The sequence below is a fragment of the Streptomyces sp. SM11 genome, from assembly GCF_002910905.1.
Lineage (GTDB): Bacteria > Actinomycetota > Actinomycetes > Streptomycetales > Streptomycetaceae > Streptomyces.
In genome coordinates this window covers 1-25,319 of sequence record NZ_NEUE01000226.1, presented here as the reverse complement: position 1 = coordinate 25,319, position 25,319 = coordinate 1, and the positions used below count along the sequence as shown (strand labels likewise).

Annotated in this window: 27 protein-coding genes and 1 pseudogene; 11 read left to right on the top strand and 17 right to left on the bottom strand. The window is 72.3% G+C overall.

The window, feature by feature from the left end:
- Positions 1-147 precede the first annotated feature (147 nt).
- Positions 148-1,530 (top strand): DUF6777 domain-containing protein, encoded by a 1,383-nt coding sequence (locus B9S58_RS23005; RefSeq protein ID WP_258044906.1) that lies wholly within the window; start codon positions 148-150, stop codon positions 1,528-1,530.
- 85 nt (positions 1,531-1,615) lie between these two features.
- On the opposite strand, the gene B9S58_RS23000 is transcribed toward B9S58_RS23005, so the two are convergent.
- Positions 1,616-1,942, bottom strand: coding sequence for a YkvA family protein (locus B9S58_RS23000; protein ID WP_103533970.1), 327 nt, complete (start codon positions 1,940-1,942; stop codon positions 1,616-1,618).
- A gap of 86 nt (positions 1,943-2,028) precedes the next feature.
- Complete coding sequence (locus B9S58_RS22995) at positions 2,029-2,295, bottom strand: WhiB family transcriptional regulator (protein WP_103533969.1); 267 nt, start codon at positions 2,293-2,295, stop codon at positions 2,029-2,031.
- A gap of 362 nt (positions 2,296-2,657) precedes the next feature.
- Between B9S58_RS22995 and B9S58_RS22990 the strand changes: the two genes are divergently transcribed.
- Positions 2,658-3,722 carry a serine hydrolase gene (locus B9S58_RS22990; RefSeq protein ID WP_181009420.1) on the top strand — a complete coding sequence of 355 codons (1,065 nt, stop codon included), beginning with the start codon at positions 2,658-2,660 and terminating at the stop codon, positions 3,720-3,722.
- 12 nt (positions 3,723-3,734) lie between these two features.
- On the opposite strand, the gene B9S58_RS22985 is transcribed toward B9S58_RS22990, so the two are convergent.
- Together B9S58_RS22985 and B9S58_RS22980 are read right to left on the bottom strand one after the other, a co-directional pair.
- Positions 3,735-4,838: a PP2C family protein-serine/threonine phosphatase gene (locus B9S58_RS22985; protein WP_103533968.1), complete on the bottom strand. Its 1,104-nt coding sequence runs from the start codon at positions 4,836-4,838 to the stop codon at positions 3,735-3,737.
- A 68-nt stretch (positions 4,839-4,906) separates the two neighbouring features.
- Complete coding sequence (locus B9S58_RS22980; protein ID WP_103533967.1) at positions 4,907-5,740, bottom strand: Scr1 family TA system antitoxin-like transcriptional regulator; 834 nt, start codon at positions 5,738-5,740, stop codon at positions 4,907-4,909.
- 184 nt (positions 5,741-5,924) lie between these two features.
- Between B9S58_RS22980 and B9S58_RS22975 the strand changes: the two genes are divergently transcribed.
- Positions 5,925-6,335 carry an ATP-binding protein gene (locus B9S58_RS22975; protein WP_103533966.1) on the top strand — a complete coding sequence of 137 codons (411 nt, stop codon included), beginning with the start codon at positions 5,925-5,927 and terminating at the stop codon, positions 6,333-6,335.
- 72 nt (positions 6,336-6,407) lie between these two features.
- Here the strand turns inward: B9S58_RS22975 and B9S58_RS22970 are convergent, their stop codons facing one another.
- Entirely contained in the window at positions 6,408-7,121 is a 714-nt protein-coding gene (locus B9S58_RS22970) for a ribonuclease H (protein WP_103533965.1), read from the bottom strand.
- A gap of 185 nt (positions 7,122-7,306) precedes the next feature.
- On the opposite strand from B9S58_RS22970, the gene B9S58_RS22965 reads away from it, so the two are divergent.
- Positions 7,307-9,205 (top strand): ABC transporter ATP-binding protein, encoded by a 1,899-nt coding sequence (locus B9S58_RS22965; RefSeq protein ID WP_103533964.1) that lies wholly within the window; start codon positions 7,307-7,309, stop codon positions 9,203-9,205.
- Between the two features lie 63 nt (positions 9,206-9,268).
- Here the strand turns inward: B9S58_RS22965 and B9S58_RS22960 are convergent, their stop codons facing one another.
- Positions 9,269-9,538 (bottom strand): hypothetical protein, encoded by a 270-nt coding sequence (locus tag B9S58_RS22960; RefSeq protein WP_103533963.1) that lies wholly within the window; start codon positions 9,536-9,538, stop codon positions 9,269-9,271.
- 153 nt (positions 9,539-9,691) lie between these two features.
- Between B9S58_RS22960 and B9S58_RS22955 the strand changes: the two genes are divergently transcribed.
- The 3 genes from B9S58_RS22955 (at position 9,692) to B9S58_RS22945 (ending at position 12,822) form a co-directional block, all read left to right on the top strand.
- Entirely contained in the window at positions 9,692-10,363 is a 672-nt protein-coding gene (locus B9S58_RS22955) for a class I SAM-dependent methyltransferase (RefSeq protein WP_103533962.1), read from the top strand.
- A gap of 317 nt (positions 10,364-10,680) precedes the next feature.
- Positions 10,681-11,277, top strand: a complete 597-nt coding sequence (locus B9S58_RS22950) for a carbonic anhydrase (protein ID WP_103533961.1) — start codon at positions 10,681-10,683, stop codon at positions 11,275-11,277.
- A gap of 75 nt (positions 11,278-11,352) precedes the next feature.
- Entirely contained in the window at positions 11,353-12,822 is a 1,470-nt protein-coding gene (locus tag B9S58_RS22945; RefSeq protein ID WP_103533960.1) for a SulP family inorganic anion transporter, read from the top strand.
- Positions 12,823-12,976: 154 nt separating this feature from the next.
- Here B9S58_RS22945 and B9S58_RS39340 read toward each other — a convergent pair whose 3' ends face one another.
- Together B9S58_RS39340 and B9S58_RS22935 are read right to left on the bottom strand one after the other, a co-directional pair.
- On the bottom strand, positions 12,977-13,132 hold the full coding sequence (locus tag B9S58_RS39340) for a hypothetical protein (protein ID WP_258044905.1): 156 nt from the start codon (positions 13,130-13,132) through the stop codon (positions 12,977-12,979).
- A gap of 77 nt (positions 13,133-13,209) precedes the next feature.
- Positions 13,210-13,995 (bottom strand): SAM-dependent methyltransferase, encoded by a 786-nt coding sequence (locus B9S58_RS22935; protein WP_103533959.1) that lies wholly within the window; start codon positions 13,993-13,995, stop codon positions 13,210-13,212.
- A gap of 206 nt (positions 13,996-14,201) precedes the next feature.
- Here B9S58_RS22935 and B9S58_RS38125 point away from each other — a divergent pair, with 206 nt between their 5' ends.
- The gene (locus B9S58_RS38125; RefSeq protein ID WP_181009419.1) at positions 14,202-14,366 is read left to right on the top strand and encodes a hypothetical protein; all 165 of its coding nucleotides are present in this window, start codon (positions 14,202-14,204) and stop codon (positions 14,364-14,366) included.
- A 289-nt stretch (positions 14,367-14,655) separates the two neighbouring features.
- Positions 14,656-15,237 carry a hypothetical protein gene (locus B9S58_RS22930; protein WP_181009418.1) on the top strand — a complete coding sequence of 194 codons (582 nt, stop codon included), beginning with the start codon at positions 14,656-14,658 and terminating at the stop codon, positions 15,235-15,237.
- Between the two features lie 23 nt (positions 15,238-15,260).
- On the opposite strand, the gene B9S58_RS22925 is transcribed toward B9S58_RS22930, so the two are convergent.
- The 4 genes from B9S58_RS22925 to B9S58_RS38115 all read right to left on the bottom strand — a co-directional run bounded on the left by B9S58_RS22925 (position 15,261) and on the right by B9S58_RS38115 (position 17,294).
- On the bottom strand, positions 15,261-16,214 hold the full coding sequence (locus B9S58_RS22925) for a 5'-nucleotidase (protein ID WP_103533958.1): 954 nt from the start codon (positions 16,212-16,214) through the stop codon (positions 15,261-15,263).
- 14 nt (positions 16,215-16,228) lie between these two features.
- Positions 16,229-16,765 carry a hypothetical protein gene (locus B9S58_RS22920; protein WP_258044903.1) on the bottom strand — a complete coding sequence of 179 codons (537 nt, stop codon included), beginning with the start codon at positions 16,763-16,765 and terminating at the stop codon, positions 16,229-16,231.
- A gap of 18 nt (positions 16,766-16,783) precedes the next feature.
- Complete coding sequence (locus B9S58_RS38120; protein ID WP_181009417.1) at positions 16,784-16,960, bottom strand: hypothetical protein; 177 nt, start codon at positions 16,958-16,960, stop codon at positions 16,784-16,786.
- A 166-nt stretch (positions 16,961-17,126) separates the two neighbouring features.
- Complete coding sequence (locus tag B9S58_RS38115) at positions 17,127-17,294, bottom strand: hypothetical protein (RefSeq protein ID WP_181009416.1); 168 nt, start codon at positions 17,292-17,294, stop codon at positions 17,127-17,129.
- A 170-nt stretch (positions 17,295-17,464) separates the two neighbouring features.
- Here B9S58_RS38115 and B9S58_RS22915 point away from each other — a divergent pair, with 170 nt between their 5' ends.
- The gene (locus B9S58_RS22915; RefSeq protein WP_103533957.1) at positions 17,465-19,525 is read left to right on the top strand and encodes a neutral/alkaline ceramidase; all 2,061 of its coding nucleotides are present in this window, start codon (positions 17,465-17,467) and stop codon (positions 19,523-19,525) included.
- A gap of 4 nt (positions 19,526-19,529) precedes the next feature.
- Here B9S58_RS22915 and B9S58_RS22910 read toward each other — a convergent pair whose 3' ends face one another.
- The 4 genes from B9S58_RS22910 to B9S58_RS22895 form a co-directional block, all read right to left on the bottom strand.
- Positions 19,530-20,012, bottom strand: coding sequence for an NUDIX domain-containing protein (locus B9S58_RS22910; protein ID WP_103533956.1), 483 nt, complete (start codon positions 20,010-20,012; stop codon positions 19,530-19,532).
- Between the two features lie 33 nt (positions 20,013-20,045).
- The gene (gene lnt / locus B9S58_RS22905; RefSeq protein WP_103533955.1) at positions 20,046-21,626 is read right to left on the bottom strand and encodes an apolipoprotein N-acyltransferase; all 1,581 of its coding nucleotides are present in this window, start codon (positions 21,624-21,626) and stop codon (positions 20,046-20,048) included.
- Between the two features lie 334 nt (positions 21,627-21,960).
- On the bottom strand, positions 21,961-22,524 hold the full coding sequence (locus B9S58_RS22900) for a hypothetical protein (protein WP_103533954.1): 564 nt from the start codon (positions 22,522-22,524) through the stop codon (positions 21,961-21,963).
- 70 nt (positions 22,525-22,594) lie between these two features.
- Positions 22,595-23,380, bottom strand: a complete 786-nt coding sequence (locus B9S58_RS22895; protein ID WP_103533953.1) for a glutamate racemase — start codon at positions 23,378-23,380, stop codon at positions 22,595-22,597.
- A gap of 58 nt (positions 23,381-23,438) precedes the next feature.
- Here B9S58_RS22895 and B9S58_RS22890 point away from each other — a divergent pair, with 58 nt between their 5' ends.
- The gene (locus B9S58_RS22890) at positions 23,439-24,620 is read left to right on the top strand and encodes a glycosyltransferase (protein WP_103533952.1); all 1,182 of its coding nucleotides are present in this window, start codon (positions 23,439-23,441) and stop codon (positions 24,618-24,620) included.
- A 60-nt stretch (positions 24,621-24,680) separates the two neighbouring features.
- Here the strand turns inward: B9S58_RS22890 and B9S58_RS22885 are convergent.
- Positions 24,681-25,319, bottom strand: a pseudogene (locus B9S58_RS22885) (Tellurium resistance); the annotation flags it as partial.

Genomic DNA, 25,319 nt, shown 5'->3' with positions numbered 1-25,319 from the left:
CCGGTTCCTCCCTCCGCTTGCGGGGACCGTTGCGGCGGGACAGACAATGATGCGATATGCCCCGGATTGTCGACTGGCGGCCCCGGTACGGAATCGGGACCGGGCAGGGACGCCCGGGGCGCGTGCCGACATCGGGGAGCAGAGCCCGTGAGTGACCGACCGCCGCCATCCGGCCGCCCCACAGGACCGCCGTCCGGCCCGCTCTCGGGGCCTTCGCAGTCCGAACCCACACCGCCCCCTCCGACCGTGTCCGGCCCACCGCCCGGCCCGCCCAGCGGTGCCGGCCACGGCGGACCGCACGGCTCCGGCGGCTCGGGAGACTCCGACGGCGGAGACGGTCCGGGCGGGGGCGGGGGCGGCGATTCCGGCAGTGGTGCGGGCGGTCCCGGCGGCTCGGGCGCCGCCCCCGGTTCCGGCCCCGGCCGCCCCTGGTGGCGTTCGGTCCCCCGGATCGCGGCGATCGCGACGGCTCTCGTCGCGGCGGTTGTGCTGATTGTCGTCCTGACCCGGCCCGACGGCGGGTCGAAGGCGGGCGGCGAGGTCTTCCTCCAGGCGGCCGGCGAGTCCGGGCCGGACCCGTTCACGGAGTCCACGGCCCGCGAGAGCGACCCCGAGCCCGGCATGGCCAGCCCCTCCGCCGCGCCGAGCGCGTCGAAGACCGGAGCGCAGGTGACGCGTGGGGTGGACGGCGCGGCCCCGGGTCTCTACGGGGGCACCCGCAAGGTCGCCAGTTGCGATGTGGAGCAGCAGATCAAGGTGTTGCAGGCGGCTCCGGACAAGAACCGGGCGTTCGCCTCGGTCCAGGACATCGAGCCGTCCGCCGTCCCCGGCCATCTGCGGGGGCTCACCCCGGTGACGCTGCGCATGGACACCCGCGTCACCAACCACGGCTACCGGGACGGTGAGGCGAACGCCTACCAGGCGGTGCTTCAGGCGGGTACGGCGGTCCTCGTCGACGACCGGGGCGTGCCCCGGGTGCGCTGTGCGTGCGGGAACCCGCTGCTGCCGCCCGTCGCCCAGGAGGAGACCCCCCGGCAGAGGGGCAAGGCGTGGCCGGGCTACCGGGCCTCCGACGTGGTCGTGGTGGAACCGTCGGCGAAGGCGGTGAAGGAGTTCGTGATGGTCGATCCGGAGAACGGCGACTGGTTCGAGCGGCCGGCCGGCGACACGGGCGACGGCGACAAGAAGACGGATCCGCCGAAGGACGCGTCCGCCTCCCCCTGTCCGCCCGGATCGGGCGACGGCGGGGACCGTCCCTGCCCCCCGTCGTCCGGGGCCACGCCGTCGGAGTCGGCGCCGGACGATCCGGCGTCGCGGCCCGGTGACGATCCGGCGACCTCCGAGCCGCCGCCGGACGACCCGGCGACCTCGGAGCCGCCGCCCGACGGCCCGGCGACCGAGCCCGCGCCGGAGGAGCCGCCGGGTTCGCCCGGCTCGCAGCCGGCCCCGAAGCCGCCCGCCCCGGACGCCCCGGACCCGCAGGATCCCGGACCGGGGACGGCCCCGCAGGGAGCACCCGCGATCGGCTAGATCGCCGCGCAGGACACCTCGCCGGTCAGAAGGTCGCGGGAGAGAGCCGCGGGAACGCCTTGCGGATCCCGCGCCGGACGTCGTCTCAGCTCACGGCGTCCGGGCGGCTCTCCACCGGGGCCTTCGCCCGCGCACCCGTACGCACTCCGGCGGCCGCGGCGGCCGAGTGGAGGGAGCGCAGCGCGACCAGCAGGAAGCCGATGTCGTCGAGGTAGACGGGGTCGGGCAGCAGGTCGACGGGGGACACGGTGTAGATGACGGCCGCCCAGACGAGCGCCTTGCTACGGAGCGGGATCCCGGCGTCAAGCAGCAGCTTCCTGGCCTTGAAGACGCGCACCAGTAGCACGACGGCCAGGGTCAGCATGAGCAGCACGGCCACGGCGCCGAGAACGAGCCAAACGGTGGTGTCCATGGCTCATCGTGTACCCACCCGCTCCCGGATGACGAACTCGCTGCGGCGGTGTCGGCGCCCGGGGGCCGGGGTTCTCACGGTGCGGATCAGGCCGGACCGCGTCCCCGGGTCTCCGCCCGCCTGCGGCTGCGACGCTTCAGGGCGCGCCGCTCGTTCTCGGACAGGCCGCCCCAGACGCCGGAGTCCTGCCCGTTCTCCAGGGCCCACTCCAGGCAGGCGGCCTGCACGGGGCAGGTCCGGCAGACGGCCTTGGCCTCCGCTGTCCGGACGACGGCGGGGCCGGTGCTCCCGATGGGGAAGAACAGGTCCGGGTCCTCCTCGCGGCAGGCGGCGTACAAGCGCCAGTTCTCCATGCTGCTCAACTCTGCTCACTCCCGATGTCGATACGTCCTCAGTCGCTTGCCGTAGATGTCTTCCGTTCGGGTGACCGCTGAGCGGCCCCTCAAACACGTAGGGGCGGGTGGGTCGGACGAGAGCTGCCCGGCGGTTGTGCCGGGTACCCGGCGTGATGTTCATCCGGCTGGCCCCCGTTCCGGACGGGGCGTGTACCGGATGGCTGGTGAACCTTGTCCGTTCCTAGCCTCGTCCGTTCCTAGCCTCGCATCATGATCTTTCGTCGTTCGTGGTTATCAGTCGCGGTGCTCGCCCTGGCTGTTTCGTCCCTACCGTCCGCCGCGGCCTCGGCCGCGCCACGCCCCACCGGCCAGGCTGGTCCGTGCAGCATGACGCCGACGCGCTGCGGGACACCGGGGTCACCGGAGTCGCGGTCCGCCTGGAGACCCCTCGCGGGACGACCACGGCCCGCTCCGGGGTGGGGGACCTGGTCACTCACCGCCCGGTTCCGGACGACGGCTACCTGCGTCTGGGCAGTACCACCAAGACGTTCGTGGCCACCGTCGTCCTGCAACTGGTGGGAGAGAAGCGGATCTCCCTGGACCAGACGGTGGAGCAACTGCTGCCCGGGGTCGTGTCCGGAGCCGGAAGCGACGGCCGGACCATCACCGTCCGAGACCTGCTGCGGCACACCAGCGGCCTGTCCGACTACATCTACGACGTCTTCCCCGACCCCGGTGCCCGGACCTACTTCGCCGACCGGTGGAACGCCTACCCGCCCGAGGAGCTGGTCGCCCTGGCCATGCGCCATGAGCCTGCCTTCCCGGCAGGCGCCGGCTGGGAGTACTCCAACACGAATTACGTGCTCGCCGGAATGGTCATTGAGAAGATCACCGGCCGCACCTGGGAACAGCAGGTCAAGGACCGCATCCTGCGCCCGCTCGGCCTGCGGCGGACCGACACCCCGGGCACAAGGCCCTTCCTGCCGCATCCGCACACGGCCAACTACCAGCAGTTCACCGAGGACGGCCCGATGATCGACACCACTCTCCCCTACCGTCCCTTCGACAGCGGGGCGGACGGCTCCATGACCGGCACGGCCCGCGACCTCAGCCGCTTCTTCACCGCACTGGCCGACGGACGGCTGCTCAAGCCCGCCGAGCTCGCCGCCATGCGGACCACGGTCCCGGTGCCGCAGGACAGCGGCCACCCGGCAGGAACCCGGGACGGACTGGGCCTGTTCTTCACCCCCCTGTCCTGCGGCGGCGGCTACCTCGGGCACGGAGGCAGCGGCTTCGGGTACGTCATCCGGGCAGCGACGACCACGGACGGCCGGCGCACGGTCACCGTCTCCGCGCACAGCCGCGCCGGGGACCCGCAGAACGCGGCCCGTCAGGAGGAGGCACTGCGCGACCTCGTCGACCACGCTCTGTGCCGCGCCGCCTGACCGAGGAGGCCGCTACGCGTGCGGGCGGGCCCGGGGGCGGTGCAGGGCGAGGAGCGCCTGGTCGTCCTGGATCCGGCCGCCGGTGTGCTGCCCGACGTCCTCGATCAGCAGCTGGAGGATCTGCGCCGGGGCGGCCGGGTCGCCGATCAGCGCGCGGTGGTGGACGAGGAGAGGCAGCCGGACGGACACGTCGTAGAAGATCCCGGACTCGTCGCGGGCCTCGGTGACCCCGTCCGTGTGGCAGATGAGAGTGGCGCCGGGCGGGAACGGGAACGTGTCGACGGGGGACGGCCAGGTCTCCAGGGCGCTCATGCCGAGCGGGGGCGCCTCCTCGGACGGTTCGAGTACGGTGGCCCGGCCCTCGGCGTCCAGCAGCACCGGCGGTGGATGCCCCCGGTTGACGACCCGTACGGCGCCGAGGCCTTCGGCGAACTCGGCGATGAGCGCGGTGGTGAACCCCTCGTCCTGCTCCTGGCCGCCGCGCCGGCCGCCCTCGCGCAGGAGAGCCCGCTCCAGCGCGCTCACCAGGCCTGGCAGGTCGTCCGCCTCGTCCGCCGCGTACCGGAACGCCCCCAGGTTCGCGCAGACGGCGCTCACCGCGCCCAGCCCCTTGCCTCGTACGTCCCCGACCATCACGCGCACCCCGTGCGGAGTGTCCTGGACGACGTAGAGGTCGCCGCCGATCATGGCCTCGTTCTCGGCGGGCACGTACCGGGCGGCGACCCTGAGGTCACCGAGGCGCGACGGGGGCCGGGGCAGGACGGCGCTCTGGGCCACGGCGGCGATTTGGCGGGCACGCCGGGTCCGGGCGTCCCGGCCCTCCAGGGAGCGGTTGATGAGGACGGCCAGCACGGTTACGGCCAGAAGGGTGAGCTGGTTGGCGACGCCCCGCTGCCAGCCGAAGGTGCCGTCGACCCGGGCGAGGACGGCGTGGACGGTCATCGCGAGGGCGCCGATCGCGATGATGCCGCGCAGCCTCAGCAGCGGCGCCGCGGCGACCGGGGCGGCGATCAGCAGGGGCGCGGAGGTGAAGTCCGCCGGAGTCACCAGGTCCAGCGCGACGGCCAGCACGACGACCCCCACCGGGATCCACTTGGCTCTGCGCAGCTGCACCACTCCCCCACGCTGTACGGGGCCGGGGCTCGCCGCATCCCGGCGGTGGCCGGGTGGCGCCCCGGGCCGGGTCACTCCGGCAGCGGCGTCCCGGGGCCGGGCGCGGCGGCGCACGCGGCGTCCAGCCTGATGCGGTGGGCCATCACGGCCTCGGGGTCGTCGATGAGGTCGACCCGCACCCCCGGGGTCTCCAGCACCGCCTGGTCCCCGATCTCGGGTGCGGGCACACGGAGGATGTACAGGGGCGGCACACCGGTCAGCGGATGCGGCGGGTGGTCGATGGGCACCACCTGGACGGTGACGTGCTGTTCCTTCATCGCCTCGGTCAGCGCGGCCCGCTGCTCGTCCATGGTCTCCCGGCCGCCGACCCGCGTGTGGAGAGCCGCTGCCGGGAACAGGGCCCACACCGCGGCCCCGCGCTCGCACATGCGGCGACGGCGTTCCCGCAGCAGCTCGACTCGCCGGCTGCGGAGGGCGGGGCTGTCCTCGGGGTACTGCGTGCGGTAGAGCGCGGCGGCGTACGCGGGGGTGCGCAGCAGCTCGGGCACCAGCGCCGGGTGCCAGGTCCGTACGAGGCTCGCCGAGGACTCCACGCCGATGACGTCCTGCTGCCAGCTCTCTATCGCGTCCCGCCACCGGTGCCACCAGCCGGGCTGGTTCGCGGTTCCGAGCCCGGCCATGATGGGCTCGGCCACGGCTGGGGACACGCCGTAGCAGCGCAGCAGTTCGCCGACCTGCCGGGCGTCGAGTCCGGTCTCGGCGCGTTCGATGCGCCGGACGGTGGCGGGGTGGGCGTCCAGCGCCTCGGCCGCGGCACGCAGGCTGATGCCCGCGCGTTCCCGCAGCATGCGGAGGCGGACCGCGAGGACGCGGTGCTCCACGGTGGGACCTGAGCGGGCTCGCATGCGCACCTTCCTTGTCGAGCCCCGGGGCGGAGCATTACACACTCTGTCGCTTGCAAAGTATGCGTTTTGCGCCGAGAGTGCATACATGTCGGAAATAGTCAGTTGCGCGCAGCATGCTCCCGATGATGGAGGTGTCCGAGGTGCCGGAGGTGTCCGAGGCGCACACAGCTGGTGGGTTCCCCGATTGCCCGGGGGCGTACCGGAGGCCCGTCACCGGGTCCAGGAGGCCATGCGGGCCTGGGGCGAACCGGCCGAACGCATCGAGGCGGCGGCTCTGATAGTGACCGAGCTGGTCACCAACGCCGTGCAGCACACCAGCACCCGGCGGATCCGCTGCCGGCTCCTGCGCTCCGCGGACGGCGTGCGCATCTGCGTGTGGAATCGCGGCCGGGCCCGGATCCCGGCACCGGCGGCCCCGGGCGACTCGGCAGGCCTTCCCGTCGCCGCGGTCCCGACGGTTAGCGGCCACGCGGACGACGACGCGCTCGACTGCCTCCCGGAGGACGGCAGGGGCCTCCTGCTCGTCGACGCGCTGGCGGCCCGCTGGGGCACCCGCGCCGCGCTGGCGGGCAGGCTCGTCTGGGCCGACGTCTGAGACCGCCCCACGACGTTCCCGCGCGCCCTCCGCGCCGCCCCTCGATCACTTCCTCGCGGTGTCCTCGTGTGATCAGGCGGGAACGGTGCGGCACTCCGGGTGGCCCCAGCCGTTCGGGTTCTTCGCGATCGGCTCCTTGGCCGCGTACGGCTTTCCGCAGTGGCACCGGCCCGCGAAGCGCGCCGAGATCGTGCCGGTGGACCGCCCGCTCCGGGACGCGCCCCCGGCGCTCCGCTCCTTGACACCGCCCGACGCCCCGGACGCCTCCGGGCGCCCCTTCGCGGACCGCGCGGGCGCGGGCACCGGTGGTTCCGTGGCGCCGTGCGCCGTACCGGCCGGACACTGGGACACGGCCGCATCGCTGGCGGCCTGGTCGGCGAGCGCATTGAGCGGGTCGCCGTTCACCTGGTGCGCGGGCACGTAGCGGAACGTCACCGAACGGTCGGCGAGCAGGGCGTCGATGCGGGTGACCAGCTCACGGTTGGCGACGGGCTTGCCGCCGGAGGTCTTCCAGCCGTTGCGCTTCCAGCCCGGCAGCCACTTGGTCACGGCGTTCATGGCGTACTGCGAGTCCATCCGCACCTCGACACGCTCCGCCGGATCGATGGACTCCAGCAGCTCCGCCAGGGCGGTGAGCTCGGCGACGTTGTTCGTCGCGGTGCCGAGCGGACCAGCCTCCCAGCGCACCGGATTCCCCTGCGCGTCGGCGGCGACCCACGCCCAGGCGGCCGGTCCCGGATTTCCCTTCGACGCCCCGTCACACGCGGCGATGATGCTCTCGTTCATCCCCCGATCATGCCAGCCCCGCATGACCGTTCCGACCGCCCCCACGACCGCCGCGACCACCCCGCGACCACTTGACCTCAACTAAACTTCAGGTCTTAGTGTTCCGAGTGAACCCGGGGCCGTACGGCCGACGGGGTCCGCAGGCCGTCAGCTATTACGCAGGCCATCAGATTTCGGAGCGCCCCATGGACATGGAAGTCACGGCGTGGCATTCGCTGCACAGCGCGATGAACGCTCAGCAGGACCGCCGGCCCTTCTCCCGGAAGGCGTTGCGCCGCATCATGCTCTTCGCCCGGCCCCACCGGCGGCGGATCCACCGCTTCCTGCTGCTGAGCATCCTGACCGCGCTGCTCGCGGTGGCCACGCCGGTGCTGGCCGGGAAGGTCATCGACGCGATCGTGAACGGTGAGGAGACCGGGACGGTCACCCGGCTCGCCCTGCTCATCGCGCTCATCGCCGTCGTCGAGGCCGGCCTCGGCCTGCTCACCCGCTGGCTGTCGTCGACGCTGGGCGAGAGCCTGATCCTGGACCTGCGCACCGCCGTCTTCGACCATGTGCAGAGGATGCCGGTGGCCTTCTTCACCCGGACCCGGACCGGCGCCCTGGTCAGCCGGCTCAACAATGACGTGATCGGTGCGCAGCGTGCCTTCAGCAACACGCTCTCCGGCGTCGTCTCCAACCTCGTCACGCTGCTGCTGACGCTCGCCGTGATGCTCACGATCTCCTGGCAGATCACGCTGCTCTCGCTGGTGCTGCTCCCGGTGTTCGTCGTGCCTGCCCGCCGGATGGGGGCCCGGATGGCGGGACTCCAGCGGGAGGCGGCCGACCACAACGCCGCGATGGGCACCCAGATGACCGAGCGGTTCTCCGCCCCCGGCGCGACGCTCGTCAAACTCTTCGGGCGCCCTTCCGACGAGTCCGCCGAGTTCGCCGCCCGCGCCGACCGGGTGCGCGACATCGGCATCCGTACGGCGATGGCCCAGTCGGCGTTCATCACCGCGCTCACCCTGGTCTCCGCCCTGGCGCTGGCCCTGGTCTACGGGCTCGGCGGCTTCTACGCCCTCCGCGGCAGCCTGGAACCGGGCGCCGTCGTGGCACTGGCGCTGCTGTTGACCCGGCTGTACGCCCCGCTCACCGCCCTCGCCGGGGCCCGGGTCGAAGTGATGAGTGCGCTCGTCAGCTTCGAGCGGGTCTTCGAGATCCTGGACCTGAAGCCGCTGATCGAACAGAAGCCGGACGCCCGTCCGGTGCCGGAAGGGCCGGTCTCCGTGGAGTTCGACCGGGTCTCCTTCGGCTACCCCTCCGCCGAGAAGGTCTCCCTCGCCTCACTGGAGGAGGTCGCCACCCTCGACGACCGGGGCGGCACTCCGGTCCTGCACGAGGTCTCCTTCCGCGCCGAACCGGGTCAGATGATCGCTCTGGTGGGCTCCTCCGGCGCGGGCAAGTCGACGATCGCGCAACTGCTGCCCCGGCTGTACGACGCGGACGCCGGATCCGTACGGCTGAACGGGGTCGACGTACGCGATCTGAGCGCCGACTCGATCCGGGACACGCTCGGCATGGTCACCCAGGACGGGCACCTCTTCCACGAGTCGGTGCGGGCCAACCTCCTGCTCGCCCGGCCCGACGCCTCCGAGGACGACATCTGGGACGCCCTGCGCCGCTCCCGGCTCGACGGTCTGATCGCCTCGCTGCCCGACGGACTCGACACAGTGGTGGGCGAGCGCGGCTACCGGCTCTCCGGCGGAGAACGCCAGCGCCTCACCATCGCCCGGCTGCTGCTGGCCCGTCAGCGGGTCGTGATCCTCGACGAGGCGACCGCGCACCTCGACTCCACCTCCGAGGCCGCCGTCCAGGAGGCGCTGGCCGAAGCGCTGGCGGGCCGGACCGCCCTGGTGATCGCCCACCGGCTCTCGACCGTGCGGGCGGCCGACCGGATCCTGGTCGTGGAGGCGGGCCGGGTCGTCGAGAACGGCACGCACACCGAGCTGCTGGCGGCCGGCGGGAGGTACGGGGAGCTGTACCGCACCCAGTTCGAGCGGCCGTCGTCGGACGGGGAGCGGCCGGTCCAGCCGGTCCGCTGACCCGGCCCCCGACCCCCTGCCCACGCCCACGCCGTTCGGCCGGACCTCACCGGCCGGGCGGCGTCAGCGCGTGCCGATGCGGGCGAGGGACGCCCGCTCGGCGGTCCGCAGCCGCCGCAGTGCGTGGCCGCCGCACCGGCGCCACTCCTTCGGCGACACCCGAGGACGGTGCCCGCCGTTGGTGACGAGCGCGTTCACCGACGTCATCGGGTCCGCCGCCATGGTCTTGGCCAGCAGCACGCCGACCACGAGCGGGAGCAGCGTGACGGCCAGGGCGGAACCGGCGGTCGTGACGTGCTGGATACGGGGGCGGCGCGGCGCTTCGGAGGTCATAGGTCCATCGGACATCGGCCCGGGGACCAGAACATCGGGGTACGTACTCAGCGGTGGAGGACCCGCATACTCAGGCGCTCGCGGGGGGACGTTCACAGCGGCCGGGTGCGCGGATCCCGGCACCGGCCGCCGGAGCACGGAGGGATCGCCTCGATGGGTGACAGCCAAGAACACGGTGACGGCAAGGGACGTCCGGACGAGGGCCGCGGGTGGCCTGCCGCGGCGGTGTTCGACGCACTGGGCGCGGAGTACGAACGGGCCTTCGCCGCTTCGGCCGCCCATCGGGAGTCGCTGGAGAGGCTGCTGGCGGGCCTCGCCCCGGGGAGCCGGGTGCTGGACGTGGGCAGCGGGACGGGCCGGCCCACCGCGCGGACCCTGGCGGACGCGGGGCACCGGGTGCTGGGTGTCGACGTGTCGCCGGTGATGACCGCGCTCGCTGCCCGGCAGGTGCCGGGGGCCGAGTTCCGGTGCGCGGACATCCGTGATCTCCCCCTGCCCGAGCACGAGTTCGACGCGGTCTGTGTGTACTTCTCGCTGCTGCAGCTGGAGCGCGACGAGCAGTGCGAACTGCTGGGGCGGCTCGCCCGGTCGCTGCGGCCCGGCGGACTGCTGGCCGTCGCGACGGTGCCGGTGGACGTCGCGGGCGTCGACGCGGTGTTCATGGGGCGGCCGGTCCGGGTCTCCAGCTTCGGCGCCGAGGAGTTCACCGCCCTGACCGCGCGGGCGGGGGTCGCCGTGGAGTGGGCGCACAGCGCGCTGTTCACTCCGGACCACCCGGCGGGCGCACCCGAGCCGCACCTTTTCGTGCACGGCCGGCGCATCTGACGGCACAGCGATCCCTCGCGGCCCGTTCTGTCCATTGGCTATCACAGAGAACAAGCCGAATGAATGACATGAATGGCGCATTCGCGTTCCTTCACGAGAAGGTAATGCGAAAGCAAAGTCCTGGTCTATATGCTCAGCTGTAGTCGCATTCCGCAAGGAGCGACCGAAGCGGGCCTCACGACGGCTGCCATCCGGCATATCACGAGGTGAGGCACCTCTCCCATTTCGAACATTCACACGGGTACAACCAGCGCATTCGTCAATATGACCCGACCACACCGCTCCCCGGCACCGCCGGATGCAGGAGGCAGGCCACCATGCAGTCCCTTGTAGACCACGCCCGGACATTCACCGAGCACGTCGCCGCGAACGCAAAGGATTTCGAACGTCTCGCGGACGGCCAGACACCCGAAGCGCTCTTCGTCACGTGCTCGGATTCACGCGTCGTCCCCTCGCTGTTCACCGGTGCCCGTCCGGGACAGCTCTTCGAGCTCCGCACCGCCGGCAACATCGTGCCGCGCTACCCCGCGCAGGACCGGCCCACCGGCGAGGCCGCGACCATCGAGTACGCGCTGCGCATACTCGAGGTGCGCGACATCATCGTGTGCGGGCACTCCCACTGCGGCGCGGTGGGCGCCGTGTTCCGCGGCGACGACCTCTCCGCCATGCCCGCCGTCCGCCACTGGCTGGAGCACTCCACGAACGGCAGAGACCCGGCGGCGGACCCCGGCGATCTCCCCGGGGCGATCCAGGCCCACGCCCTGGCCCAGCTCGACACCCTGCGGGGCTATCCCGCGGTGCGCGAGCGGCTCACCGAGGGCTCCCTCGGCCTGCACGCCTGGTACTACGAAGTGGACACCGGTTCCATCAGCGTTCACCGGCCGGAGCGCGGGACCGAGTTCGCCCGCCTCTGACGGCTTCCCTCCCCCCACCACCCTCACGTGCCCGGCCCCCTCCGGGCGCGACCCGTACCCACAAGGGAATCCACCGTGATCTCCGCGAAGGAACTCAAGAACCCCCACGTCGTACGGCGTGACCTGCTGGCGTCACTCGTCGTCTTCCTGGTCGCGCTGCCGCTGTGCGTCGGCGTCGCCGTCGCCTCCGGGGTACCGGCCGAACTGGGCCTGGTCACCGGCATCGTCGGCGGACTCGTCGTCGGCTTCCTGCCGGGCAGCAAACTCCAGGTCAGCGGGCCCGCGGCCGGACTCACCGTGCTCGTCTACGAGGCGGTCAAGGAATTCGGGCTCAGCACGCTCGGCCCGATCGTACTGGCCGCCGGGCTGCTCCAGGTGGTGCTTGGCGCGGCACGCTTCGGCCGCTGGTTCCGCGCCATCTCCGTCTCCGTGGTGCAGGGCATGCTCGCCGGCATCGGCCTGATCATCGTGCTGGGTCAGGTGTACGCCATGGCCGACACCGAACAGCCGGGCAGCGGTCTCGCCAAGCTGGCCGGACTCCCCGGTCTCGCCATCGAGATCGCCACGAACCAGGAGGCCCTGACCGCCTTCGGCCTCGGCGCCGGAACGGTCGCCGTACTGCTGCTGTGGCCGAAGCTCCCGGCCGCCGTGCGCCTCGTCCCGGCACCCCTCGCCGCGGTCGCCCTGGCCACCGCCGTCGCCTCACTGACCGGCCTGCGGCCCGCGGTGGCCGATGTGAACGGGCTGCTGCACGCCATCGATCTGCCCGGCGGGGCGGAGTTCGCCCGGCTCGCCGATGTGGCGGTCATCGGCACCGTCCTGGCCTTCGCCCTGATCGCCTCGGCCGAGAGCCTGTTCAGCGCGGCGGCCGTCGACCGGATGCACGACGGACCGCGCACCGACTACGACAAGGAGCTGGTGGCCCAGGGCATCGGCAACACCCTCTGCGGGGCGCTCGGCGCGCTGCCGATGACCGCCGTCATCGTCCGCAGCGCCGCGAACGTCCAGGCCGGAGCGACGACTTCGCTCTCCCGCATCGCCCACGGCCTGTGGCTGCTGCTCTTCGCCGCACTGCTGCCCGCCGCCGTCGGGATCATCCCGCTGGCCGCGCTCGCCGGGATCCTCGTGCACGCCGGGTGCAAGCTGGTGCCCGCCAAGGAGTTCGGCCCGCTGTGGCGCGAACACCGGGGGGAGGCCGTACTGCTGGCGGTCACCGCGATCGCCATCGTGGTGACGAACCTCTTCGAGGGGGTCGTGCTCGGCCTGCTGCTGGCCGTGGTCAAGTCGGCCTGGGAGACCTCACACGTCCAGCTCACCACCCAAGAGCTCACCGGCGGCCGGGTCGTGGTCACCCTCACCGGAAACGCCACCTTCCTCCGACTGCCCCGCATCCTGGAACAGTTGGAGAAGCTCCCGCAGGACCAGCCCATGGAGCTGGACCTGACCGGACTGCGTCACCTCGACCACGCCTGCCGGGTAGCCCTGGAGAACTGGGCGCGCCGGCACAACAACGCGGAGATCGAGCCGGTGACGATCCGCCGGTAGCCGGGGACCGGGGCAGCGGGGATCAGGCAGCGGTACGGGACGCCGAGCGCTTCACGTAAGCGCCCGGCGTTTCGCCGAAGCAGCGCCTGAAGGCCAGGAAGCAGCCGTTGGTGGAGACGAACCCACCCGGGGAACCCACCCGGGACGACCACGCTCACTTGTGCCCGGCGGCGAGCAGGTGCAGCGAGTGATTGAGGCGCAGCCGGGCGTCGAACTGATCCCGCGGGCCGGGCCGGTGCCGCGTGGGGGCAGCACCGGCCAGGTCTCCCGTCTTCTGGAACGGCCGGCCGACGAGGACGCCACGCTCCAACACCTCCGGCCGGCCTGCCCATTCGGCTCGGGAGTGCCGGCCCCGGCCGGTGGCCGCCGACCGTCCCACCGATCGGGTTACGGCTTGCGGGCGACGAGCCCCCACTGGTCGACCGGCACCGCGTCGTCATCCTCGGGGTGCCAGCGGTCGATCGAGACGAATCCCGGCTCGACCGGTTCCAGACCCTCGGCGCAGCCGGTGATCTCCTCCGGCTCCCGGACGAAATAGGGCGGGTTGTCGCCCGACGCGTACGCCTCCTGGGCCGCCAGCGTCTGCGGTGTCTTCACCGTGTCGCAGAGGACCAGGTAGCTTCCCGACGGCATCCGGGCCAGGTACCGCTGTACGACGTCGATGCCTTCGGCCGGGTCGAGGTGCCCGAGGGTCGAGAGCAGGAGCACCGCGACGGGCTCGGACAGGTCGAGCGTCTTCGCCGCCTCGTCCACCACCGTGTCCGCCGCGGACAGATCGGCGTCCACGTAGGCCGTGCGGCCCTCCGGGGCGCTGGTCAGGAGCGCCTCGGCGTGGGCGAGGACGATCGGGTCGTTGTCCACGTAGACGATCCGCGAGTCGGGCGCGATGCTCTGCGCCACCTCATGGGTGCTGTTCGCCACCGGCAGCCCGGTCCCGACGTCCAGAAACTGACGCACTCCCGCCGAGGCGAGGCAGTGGATCGCGCGGATCTGGAACGCGCGTGAGGCACGGGCGATGTCGACCATCTGCGGGTAGGCCGCGCTCACCACATCGGCCAGCTCCCGGTCCACCGGGTAGTGGTCCTTGCCGCCCAGCCACGCGTTCCAGACCCGCGCCGAGTGGGGAACGTCGGACCGGATGCTGCGGCGGAAATTGTCGTCGTCGACGCTCATGTCTCTCCTCTACTCACTCTCCGTGCAAGGCTGTTGACCGGATTTCCCCTGGCCAAGCCCGTGGTGGCGACCGTACCGCGCCGCCCGGTGGTACGCAGCGGGGACAGGCCGCGCCGGCCGTCCGGCTCGCCGGTCGCGGCGCATCCCGCAGGCTCCAGCCGCCCACCCCGCCATCGCCCGCGCGTCATGATCGTCATCGTCAGCGCATGCGTGAGATGTCGCCCGCTGTGTGCGGCGGCCCGGACAGGGACAACTGTTCCACGCTGCCTCCGGACGGCGGCGCGCACACGCACCAGGTGCGGACGCACGCCTGGGACAGCGACCACGTCAGCCACGACGCATGGAGCCAGGAGGTCGCGCTCGGCTGCTGAGCGCGGAGCGGCTCGGGTCCGGTCCGGCCCGGTCCGTCGGTGCGGTGGACACCCGTACGGGATGCCGTGCGCCGCCGCATGCGCCTCAGGCCGCACACGGCCGCCATGTGAGCGCGATGCGGCGGGCCGTCTCGGGACCGGACGGTGTTCGTGGGGTCGGTGACCGTTCTCGTCGCGACGGGTCGGCGCCAGCAGATGATCCCGGTGGTGGTGTTCTCGCCCGGGCTGGGCGGTGTACGTACTCGGAACACCTCGTGGCGGAGGAACTGGCCTCCCCCGGGGCTACGTCATGGCGGACGTCGACCACCCGTACGGCTCCGCCGCCTTGGTCCTGTCGGACGGGCGGACCCTGCCTGCCGAGGTCTCCGCCACCGGTGACCGGGCGAAGGACGAGGCGCCGGCCGAGGGGACCCGGACGCGCGCCGCGGATCTGCGGGCGGTGCTCAGCCGGCTGGAGCGGCTGGACCGCGGCGAGACCGAGGGGCTGTTGGCCGGGCGGATCGGTATCGGGCGGGCCGCGGCGGCCGGGCATTCGTTCGGGGGTGCGGCCGCGCCGTCGGCTGCCCGTCAGGACCGCCGGTTCGACGCGGTCGTCGATCTGGACGGCTTCCCGCACGGGCCCTTCGGCGATCGCTTCGAGCAGCCGGTCCTGGCTCTGTCCCAGGAGGTCGGGCCGGGGACCGACCTGGGCTGTCGGCCCCGGCCGACCCGGGTGCTGGAGCACAGCGACGCGACGAGCTGCCGGCTGGCCGTTCCCGGGACCGTGCGCCTCACCACCTTCTCGGACATCCGGCTCCACCTGCTGCCCGTCCCCGGCGTCGTCGGTTCCCCGGGGCGGGTGGCGGTCCACCGGCCGACGGGCGCCGGCTGATCCAGTACGTACCGTGTACGCGCTCAGGCGTCCGGGGCCTCGGGTGCCAGCAGCTCGTTGAGCTTGCCGAACGGCACGTGCACGCTCGGGGTGGTCCGCGCAGTGCTCTCCAGGTGGCCCTGCTGGTCGTCGAAGAAGATGTGCGGCTTCAGGATCCTCATGATCCGGTCCTTGTCGATGCCGCCGAGGAAGAACGCGTCGTTGACTGTCACGCCCCATCCCTTGAGGCTCTGCACCGCACGCTCGTGCGCGGGCGCGTTGCGCGCCGTGACGATGGAGACGTGCAGGCGGGTCCGGTAGTCGGGGTTCTTCCGGCGTTCCTGCTCCTCCCGCTGCTGGATCCGGTTCACGTTCGCCAGGAAGTCCCTCAGCGGCCCGGCGTCGTGCGGAACCCCGGCGTTGGTGACCTCGTGGGCGCGGAACTTCTCGATCCCGCCCTCCTGGAACACCTGCTCCGACGCGTCCGTGGCCAGGACCCCGTCGAAGTCGAAGGAGATCCGCAGGTCGTGGTCGTCCTCGTCGTCCTCGTAGGCAGCGCCCAGGACGTGTCCGGCGGGCAGCCCGGCGGCGACCGCCTCCCGGACGTCCCTCTCGTTCGCCGACAGGAACAGGGACATGTTGAGGGCGGGCATGAACCGGTGAGGCGAGCGGCCCTGCATGAAGACGGCCCGGCTGATGGGCAGGCCGTGGCTCTCTATGGAACGCATGACCCGCAGTCCGGTGTCCGGGTCGTTGCGGGACAGGACGATGACCTCGACCAGGGGGTCGTTCACCTCGCCCAGGTCGTTCAGCGACAGCAGACGCCGGATGAAGGGGAACGCGGTCCCCGGGCGGAGCCGGTCGCCCACGTGCTGCTCCTGATAGGCGCGGTAGCCCTCCTCGCCCTGTTCCTGGAAGACGGCGTCCGATTCGGTCAGGTCGAAGAGAGCGCTGGACGCGATCCCGATGACCAGCCGGTCGGCCAGTTCGTAGTGCACGGCACCCCCTCCGGTCAGCCCCTTGCTGACGCGCCCCCACTATCGCACCGTCGCACGGCTGTTCCCGCACGGGCCGAAGTCAGCTCAGCAGCAGGGCGCTGTCCCAGGATGTCCCCGGCACACTCCCGGTGGCGTACGTGTGCATGGCGAGGGTGATGCCCGCGACCCCCTCCAGGAAGCCGGAGCGGCCGAGTGCGCGCGTCGCGAGCGTATGCGTAGCGGAAGCCGAACGGGGGCTCGGGGGTGAACCCGTCCAGCACCCGTGCCGCCAGCCGGTCGGCAACGGCGTGGAGGTCCTGGTCGTCGTTGTCGTGGGCCGTACGCAGGACGATCTGCGGCAGCCCGGCCCAGCCGTGGCACAGCGCGGAGTCCCGGACCAGCTCGTCGCTCGCCGCGGTCAGCGCGCCGCGCAGTGCGGCCCCCGCCTCGGCCCGCCGGTCCGCCCCGGTCCAGCGCGGCTCCGGCCGGCTGCACGGAGCGGGCCGGCTCCGTCGGCGGTGCTCGGGCGGGACAGCGGCGAGACCCAGGCCGACGTAGCGCTGTCCGGACATGACGCACCAGGCGTCCAGTCAGCCCCACAGGTCCAACAGGTCCAACAGGTCCAACAGGTCCAACAGGTCCAACAGTGGAGCGAACCGCCGGTCGCGCACCGTGTGTTCGAGCATCCGCGCATCGGCCTCGCCGCCGAGCAGCCGGTCGATCGCGACCGTCGCTTCGGGGCCTTCCATGAAGACGGGCGGGAACACCTCGCCCCCCTCTTCCGGACGGCGTCGATCATCCACCACGCCACCGGGGAGAGCTGGGGCGATCCGTCCCGTTCGGCCCCTGACCGAGGCCGCCCATCGGGCGCACTCGTCTCCCGGAGCGGCTCGGTGTCCACAGATGAATCCGGCACAGCAGCACTCCGATGCGTCACTTGGGGGAGGCGCGATGCGCCCGGGTGGCACCGGAGTGATCGGTACCGCTGTCCGATCTCGCCGGTGAGGCGAGCGACGGAATTTCTTGTTGCGGATCGCCGATCACCGGATCGAACGGATCATCGATGTTCCGGTCTGTTCCGCCCTGGACCTCGATGAGCACGACGCGGGCGCAACGCGGACACGACACAGGCGCATCGCTTTACTGTCCGGTAGACATCTATGCGACGCAGGTCACACTCCTCTACGGTCGGGGCACTGCCCCGCCCTCCTCCACATCGGTGAGCCGCCGACCGGGCCCGGGCATCCCCGTCTCCCGCCCCAGGAGGTTCCATGCCACCCCCCACCACTCGCCGCTCCCGGCGCAGGTTCCCCGTCGTGGTGCTCGCCGCCGTCCTCGGAGCGGTCACCCTCGGCACCCCCTCCCCCGCATCCGCGTCGGACACCGCTCACGACGGGGACTACCTCGTGGGGCGCGGCATCGCCGATGTCACCGGCGAGGCCGCCGAGACCGGGATGATGGGCTACTCCAGCTTCGACCAGAAGACGTCGGGCATCCACCAGCGGCAGAGGTCGCGCGCCTTCGTCGTCGTCGACCGGTCGAGCGGCAAGCGCGTGGTGTACGTCAACGCCGACCTCGCGATGGTCTTCCAGTCCGTCCAGCAGGGGGTCATCGCCCGGCTGAAGGAGCGTTACGGGGACCTGTACGACGAGGAGAACGTCCTGCTGTCGGCCACCCACACCCACTCGGGGCCCGGCGGATACTCCCACCACGTCGCCTACAACCTCTCCGTCCTCGGCTTCCAGAAGGAGACCTACCGGGCGATCGTCGACGGCATCACCGATTCGGTCGCCGAGGCGCACGAGGACCTGAAGCCCGGCACGATGAGCCTGGGCACGGGGACCCTCACCAACGCCAGCGTCAACCGCTCCCGGGAGGCGTTCGACCGCAACCCGGCCTCCGACCGGGCAGCTTTCCCCGACGCGATCGACCCGGCGATGACCGTGCTGCGCTTCAAACAGGGCGACAAGGACGCAGGTGCGATCAGCTGGTTCGCCACCCACAACACCTCGATCACCAACAAGAACACGCTCATCAGCCCCGACAACAAGGGGTACGCCGCCTACGCCTGGGAGCACGACCACGAGGACGTGAGCCATCTCGACGACTCCCCCGGTTTCGTCGCGGCCTTCCCCAACACCAACGCCGGCGACATGTCGCCGAACCTCAACCTGAAGCCGGGATCCGGGCCCACCGAGGACGAGTTCGAGAACACGCGCATCATCGGCGAGCGCCAGCTCGAGACGGCCCGCGAGATCTATGCCGACGCGCGGCCCGTCGCCGGAGGAGTCGACTCCCGGCTCGCCTATGTCGACATGGAGAACGTGACCGTACGCCCCGAGTACACCCCGGACGGGAAGGAGCACCGCACCTGTCCCGCCGTCGTGGGCGCGTCCACGATCGCGGGCAGCGTCGAGGACGGTCCGGCGATCCCCGGCTTCGAGGAGGGCACCCGCACCCCGGTGGCGGGCATCATCGACGCGCTGCGTATCGACACCCCGTCCTGGCTCGCGACCTGCCAGTATCCGAAGGCGAGCCTGATCCCCACGGGCCTGCTGAGCAACGTCCACCCGGTCACCCCGAAGCGCCTCCCCCTGCAGATCATGAAGATCGGCGAGCTGCACCTGGTGGCCGCTCCGGGCGAGTTCACGATCACGGCCGGCCTGCGGGTCCGCCGCACGGTGGCCGAGCAGCTGGGCGTCCCGCTCGACCGCGTACTGCTCCAGGGGTACGCCAACGCCTACAGCCAGTACGTCACGACACCGGAGGAGTACGACACGCAGAACTACGAGGGCGGCTCCACGCTGTACGGCCGCTACACGCTGCCCGCCCACCAGCAGGAGTACGCCCGGATCGCGGAATCCCTGCGCGAGGGCACCGACCTGGAGCGGGGCACGGCGCCGCCGGACGAGTCGGGCCGGCAGTTCAGCTTCCAGACGGGGGTCGTGTACGACAACCCGCCCGCGGGCAAGGCGTTCGGCACGGTCCTGAAGGCCCCGGAGAGCTCGTACGCACGCGGCTCCACCGCGACCGTCGAGTTCGCCACCGGCCACCCGAAGAACAACGTCCGCCGGGGCTCCACCTTCCTGGAGGTGCAGCGGCTGGAGAACGGCTCATGGAAACGGGTGCTGGACGACGGCGACTGGGAGACCACCTACCGCTGGACCAGGCTCAACGGCCTGACCGGCACCTCGAAGGCCACGGTCACCTGGGACATCGCGGCAGACACCGCACCCGGCACCTACCGGATCGTGCACCACGGGGACGCCAGGAGCCTGCTCGGGAAGATCACGCCGTTCACCGGGGCCACCGGGACCTTCACGGTGGACTAGAGGGTTACGGAGTGCGCGGGGTGGGCTGGAACCAGGCGGGGCCCTCGGTGAGGGCCTGCTTGATCCGGAATAGGGCGAACTCGCCAAGCGGCGGGAGCCCGTCCAGCGGGAACCAGCCCACCTCCAGCGACTCGTCGTCGTTGACCCGCGCCTCGCCGCCGGTCGCCCGGCAGCGGAAGGTGACGTCGAGATACTGGCAGCGGTCGCCGTTGGCGTACTGCACGGGGTCCAGCGCCTGCGTGAGCACCACCCGCTCGGCCACGCAGTGGACGCCGGTCTCCTCCAGCACCTCGCGCTCCGCCGTCGCCGCCGGCTCCTCCCCCGGTTCGGAGATTCCTCCGATGACCGACCACTTCCCGGTGTCCGCGCGCCGCCCGAGCAGTACGCGGCCCTCGTCGTCGAGGACAATGGCCGTCACCCCGGGCAGCAGGAGCAACTGGTGCCCGGCGGTGGCGCGGATGTCGCGGATGAAGTCGGGAGTAGCCATGGATCCGAGCCTACGTGGCCGCAGCAGGTACTCCTACGCGGTCCCCCTGCTCCGGCGTGCCCGGACCGCCGAGACGCTCACCCAGCCCAGGCCCGCCAGGGCCAGCAGCGCGATGACACCCTCGGGCAGGGGGCCCATCCGGGTCGCGGGGGTGAGCGAGGAGCGCAGCGGGACCTCGTCGACGAGGGCGTCGGGGGTGAACATCCCGCTCTTCTCGACGATCGTGCCGTCCGGGCGGATCACCGCGCTCACCCCGCTGGTGACGGGGACGACGACGGACCGACCGTGCTCGACGGCCCGCACCTGGGACATGGCCAGCTGCTGGTAGGTCATCTCGCTGCGGCCGAAGGTCGCGTTGTTGCTCGGCACGGCGATCATCTGGCCGCCGTGCGTGACGGTGTCGCGTACGGCGTCGTCGAAGGCGGCCTCGTAACAGGTCACGAGCCCCACCTTCGTCCCCGCGAGGTCGAAGACGCCGACCTCGGTGCCGGGGACGAACTCACGCTGCACCCGGTCGACGTCCTCGCTGAAGAAGCGGGCGACCGTGCGCATCGGCATGTACTCGCCGAACGGCTGGATGTGCCGCTTGTCGTAGGTGTCGACGGGGCCCTGGTCGGGGTCCCACTCGATCAGGGTGTTGCGGAGGCTGTCGGAGCCCTTCTCCACGACCGAGCCCACGACCGTGGGGGCGCCGATCGCCTTGACGGCGTCGTCGATGACCTGGCGGGCGTCCGCGTTGAGGTAGGGGTCGAGGTCGGAGGAGTTCTCCGGCCAGAGCACGAAGTCGGGCTGCTTCTCCTTGCCCGCCTTCACGTCCTCGGCCAGCTGCGCGGTGCGCCGGGCGTGGTTGTCGAGGACGGCGCGGCGCTGGGCGTTGAAGTCGAGGCCCAGACGCGGCACGTTGCCCTGGATCGCGGCGACGGTGGCCGTGCCGTTCTCCGCCGAGTCGTCGACCAGGGGCAGCGCGGCGAGCGCCCCGGCGACCGGCACGAGGACGCTCACGGCGGCGGCGACGGCCGCGCGCGGGACCTTTCCGGTCCTGCGGTACGCGATGCACCGGCGCACGGCCTCGTAGAGCCCGAAGCCGCACAGCACGACGGCGAAGGAGAGCAGTGGGGTGCCGCCGAGCGCGGCGAGCGGCAGGAAAACGCTCTCGGACTGGCCGAAGGCGATCTTGCCCCAGGGGAAGCCGCCGAACGGGATCCGGGCGCGGACCGCCTCGTCCAGGACCCAGACCGCGGCCGCCCACACGGGCCAGTACGCGAGGCGGGTCACCGCGGCGATCCCCAGGCACCCGACCGCGATGAACAGAGCCTCCGCGGCCGCGAGCGCCAGCCACGGCACCGGGCCGACGTCCTCGCCGGTCCAGTGCAGCAGCGGCAGCATGAAGCCGAGACCCGACAGGAGACCGAGGCCGAAGGCGGCCCGCAGCCTGCACCCGTGCAGCACCCAGCCCAGCAGCGCGAATCCGGGCAGCACGAGCCACCACAGCGGCCGGGGCGGGAAGCTCGCGTAGAGCAGCAGTCCGGACAGCACGGCGGCGGCCGGGCGAAGGAGCCGCAGCAGCGGCCCGGTGGCCGGGGAAGGGGGCGGCGGGTCGGCGACGGGAGTCATGGTGGCGCTCACTCGGCGGAGTCTACGGTGGGCGGCTGTGAGCGGCGGCGGCGACCTGCGTCGGGCAGGGGCGCGGGCGGCGGGTGCCAAGGTGTGACCGAACGGTCCTGTGTGCGGTCCGGATTCGTACCGTGGCTGCATGATGCGCATCGAGGCCGTCCAGGACCGCGCTCGGCAGAGGTACGGAACCGGCATCATCGAACCCGCGGTCCTCGGCCGTCCCCGCGGAGTCCGCCGCGGACGTGACGACGCGTGATCACGGATCGTGACACGGGGAAACCTCACGCTCCGACGGCGGTCAGGTCGGTCGCCGGGACGGTGGCCGACGGCCCGGTCAGTCGCCCGGTCGTTTGCCGGAGGCCGGCAGGTGCAGGCGTTGCCGGATGAACCGTACGGCCGTCTCGGCGTCGTCGACCGTGACGGTGAAGGTGCGGCCGTCGCCGAGGCGCAGGGCCATGCCCTCGCCCTTGCGGACGACGACGGCGGTGCCCTGCTCGGGACGCCAGCGGTAGCCCCAGCCGCCCCACTGGCGGGGGTTGATCCGGGGGACGAAATCCGCGGCCGTCACATGGCTGAGCAGGATCCGGCGGCGCGGCAGGCCGGCGTGGCCGCAGCGCACCTCCAGGCTGTCACCGTCGACCTTGACGGCCACATGGACGAACGCGAGCGTTCCGAAGAGGATCAGCAGTCCGGCGGCGAGGCAGCCGATCACCGACATGAGCAGCGGGGCGATGCCCGAGGTCCAGGCGCCGTCGACGGCGAGCTCGATGCCGAGGGCCACACAGCCCGCGCCCGCGAGGGCCAGCAGCCACTGGATCCGATTGGTGGCGCGGCCGTTCCACGCCGTGGGCGGCGCCTGGCTCGACCCGTGCCTCGCACTCTCGGGGTGGTCCGTCATATTCAGCAGCGTAGCCGCGTTCCGGTCTCCCGGCCGGGGACGCGGGGGGCCGATCGGGCGAGAAGCGCGGTCAGCGGACGGGGGCCGCGGCGGTCAGGATCCGGCCCTCGGAGTAGGTCAGGGCGGCTTCCGGCAGGCCGGCGGGGCGGCCGCCCCGGAGCACGGTGAGCGCGCCGGAGGGTTCGGCCGTCGGGGCGGGGGCCGCTCCGATCCGGCGCAGCGCCTGGGCGGCGACCGCTCCGGCGGAACCGTGCAGGGCGAGCGGCGGGCGGCCGGGCCGCTGCACGGCGTCGCGGATCCGGGTCGCGACCAGCTCGTAGTGGGTGCAGCCGAGGACGACGGCCCGCACGTCGGACGGGGTGAGGACGGCGGCCGCCGCGACGGCCCGGTCGATCCCGGCCTCGTCGCCGTGCTCCAAGGCGTCGGCGAGCCCGGGGCAGGGCACCTCGGTGACCTCGGCGGAGCCGCCGAATTCACCGATCAGTCCGCGCTGGTAGGGGCTGCCGGTGGTGGCCGGGGTGGCCCAGATGGCGACGGAGCCGCCGCCCGCGGCGGCGGGCTTGATCGCGGGGACCGTGCCGATGACCGGCAGCGCGGGCTCCAGCTCGGCGCGGAGCGCCGGCAGGGCGTGGACGGAGGCGGTGTTGCAGGCGACGATCAGCGCGTCCGGCCGGTGGGCGGCGGCGGCGCGGGCGACGTCCAGGGCGAGCGCGGTGATCTCCTCGGGCGTGCGGGGCCCCCAGGGCATGGAGCCCGGGTCGGAGGAAAGTACGAGTTCGGCGTCGGGCCGCAGGCGGCGCACCGCGGCCGCTGCCGCCAGCAGGCCGATTCCGGAGTCCATGAGCGCGATCTTCACCCGGTCACCCTAGCCGACAGCCCTTGCGGACCGGGCTCAGTGGGGCAGACTTCGGCGGATGAGCGCCGTTGCCTGGATCGCCGTGGGTTCGCTGATCGCGTGGGTGTGGCTGCTGCTGGGGCAGGGCTTCTACTGGCGGACGGACCAGCGGCTCCCCCGGCGCACCGACCCGGCGCGCTGGCCGTCGGTGGCGGTGGTGGTGCCGGCCCGCGACGAGGCGGAGATGCTGCCGGTGAGCCTGCCGTCGCTGCTGGTCCAGGACTATCCGGGGGACGCCCGGGTCATCCTCGTCGACGACTGCAGCAGCGACGGCACCGGGCAGTTGGCGCGGGACCTGGCCGCCCGGTACGGCGGGCTCCCGCTGACCGTGGTGTCGCCCGGGGAGCCCGAGCAGGGCTGGACCGGCAAGCTGTGGGCCCTGCGGCACGGGATCTCGGTGGCCCGGCGGGACAAGCCGGACTTCCTGCTGCTGACCGACGCGGACATCGCGCACGAGCCGGACAGCCTGCGCGATCTGGTGGCCGCGGCAGGCTCCGGGGGCCCGGACGGCTTCGACCTGGTGTCGCAGATGGCGCGGCTGCGGGTGGAGAGCGTCTGGGAGCGTCTTGTGGTGCCCGCGTTCGTCTACTTCTTCGGGCAGCTCTACCCGTTCCGCCGGGTGAACCGGGCCCGGTCGCGGACGGCGGCCGCGGCGGGGGGCTGCGTCCTGCTGCGTACCGAGGCCGCCGAGCGGGCGCGGATCCCGGACTCGATCCGGCAGGCGGTGATCGACGACGTGTCGCTGGCGCGGGAGGTACGGCGCGGCGGCGGCCGGATCTGGCTGGGGCTCGCGGAGCGGGTGGACAGTGTGCGGCCGTATCCGCGTCTGGCGGATCTCTGGCGGATGGTCGCGCGGAGCGCGTACGCGCAGTTGCGGCACAGCCCGCTGCTGCTGGCGGGGACGGTCCCGGGGCTGCTGCTCGTCTACGTGGCGCCGCCCGCGACCCTGGTGGCGGGGGTGCTGACGGGTGACGGGGCGGCGGCCTGGGCGGGCGGCGCGGCGTGGGCGGTGATGACCGCGACGTATCTGCCGATGCTGGCGTACTACCGCCAGTCGCTGTGGCTGGGTCCGCTGCTCCCGCTGACGGCGGTGCTGTACCTGCTGATGACGGTGGACTCGGCGGTGCAGCACTACCGGGGGCGGGGCGCCGCCTGGAAGGGCCGTACCTATGCGCGCCCGGAGGCCGCGCCCGACCGGTGACGCCGCCGGAAGGCGGGCGGCCGGTCCGGGCGGGCGCGGCGAGACACACCCTGGGGCGGGTCACTTGCGGCCGGGCGTCCAGTTCATGCCCCAGCCGTAGGCGGCGTCGATGGTGCGCTGCGGGCTCACGCCTCGCTCGGGGACGAGATAGCGTGCCTCGCGCTGCACGGTGAGGTCGCCGCCGTTGTTGCTGATCAGGGCCAGGGCGCAGACGGTGGACGGCACGGTGCACTCGTCGAGGGAGAAGTCGATGGCCGCGCCGTTCTGCGGCTGGAGGGTGACCGTGGCATGGAGATCGGCGAAGCTCCGGGCGCCTTCGTAGATGGTGACGAAGATCAGCACGCGCCGCAGCAGGTCCTTGTGGTCGAGGTTGATGGTCATGTTCTCGCCGGTGGAGAGCGCGCCGGTGCGGTCGTCTCCGTCGAGATGGATGAAGGGCGGCCGGCTCAGTGAACCGAACGCGTTTCCGAGCGCCTGCACGACTCCCTTCCGGCCGTCGGCGAGTTCGTACAGTGCGCAGAGGTCGAGGTCGAGATCGGCGTGCATGGCGACGGCCCGGCCGAGCTTCGCTCCCCAGCCCTTGAACTGCTTGCGCACCTCCCAGTTGAGGTTGACGCGCAGTCCGCCGGAGGTACCGCCCTGCTTGGCGAGCGAGACGGACGGCGCGCTCTTGGTCAGCGTGACCTTGGTCAGCCGCAC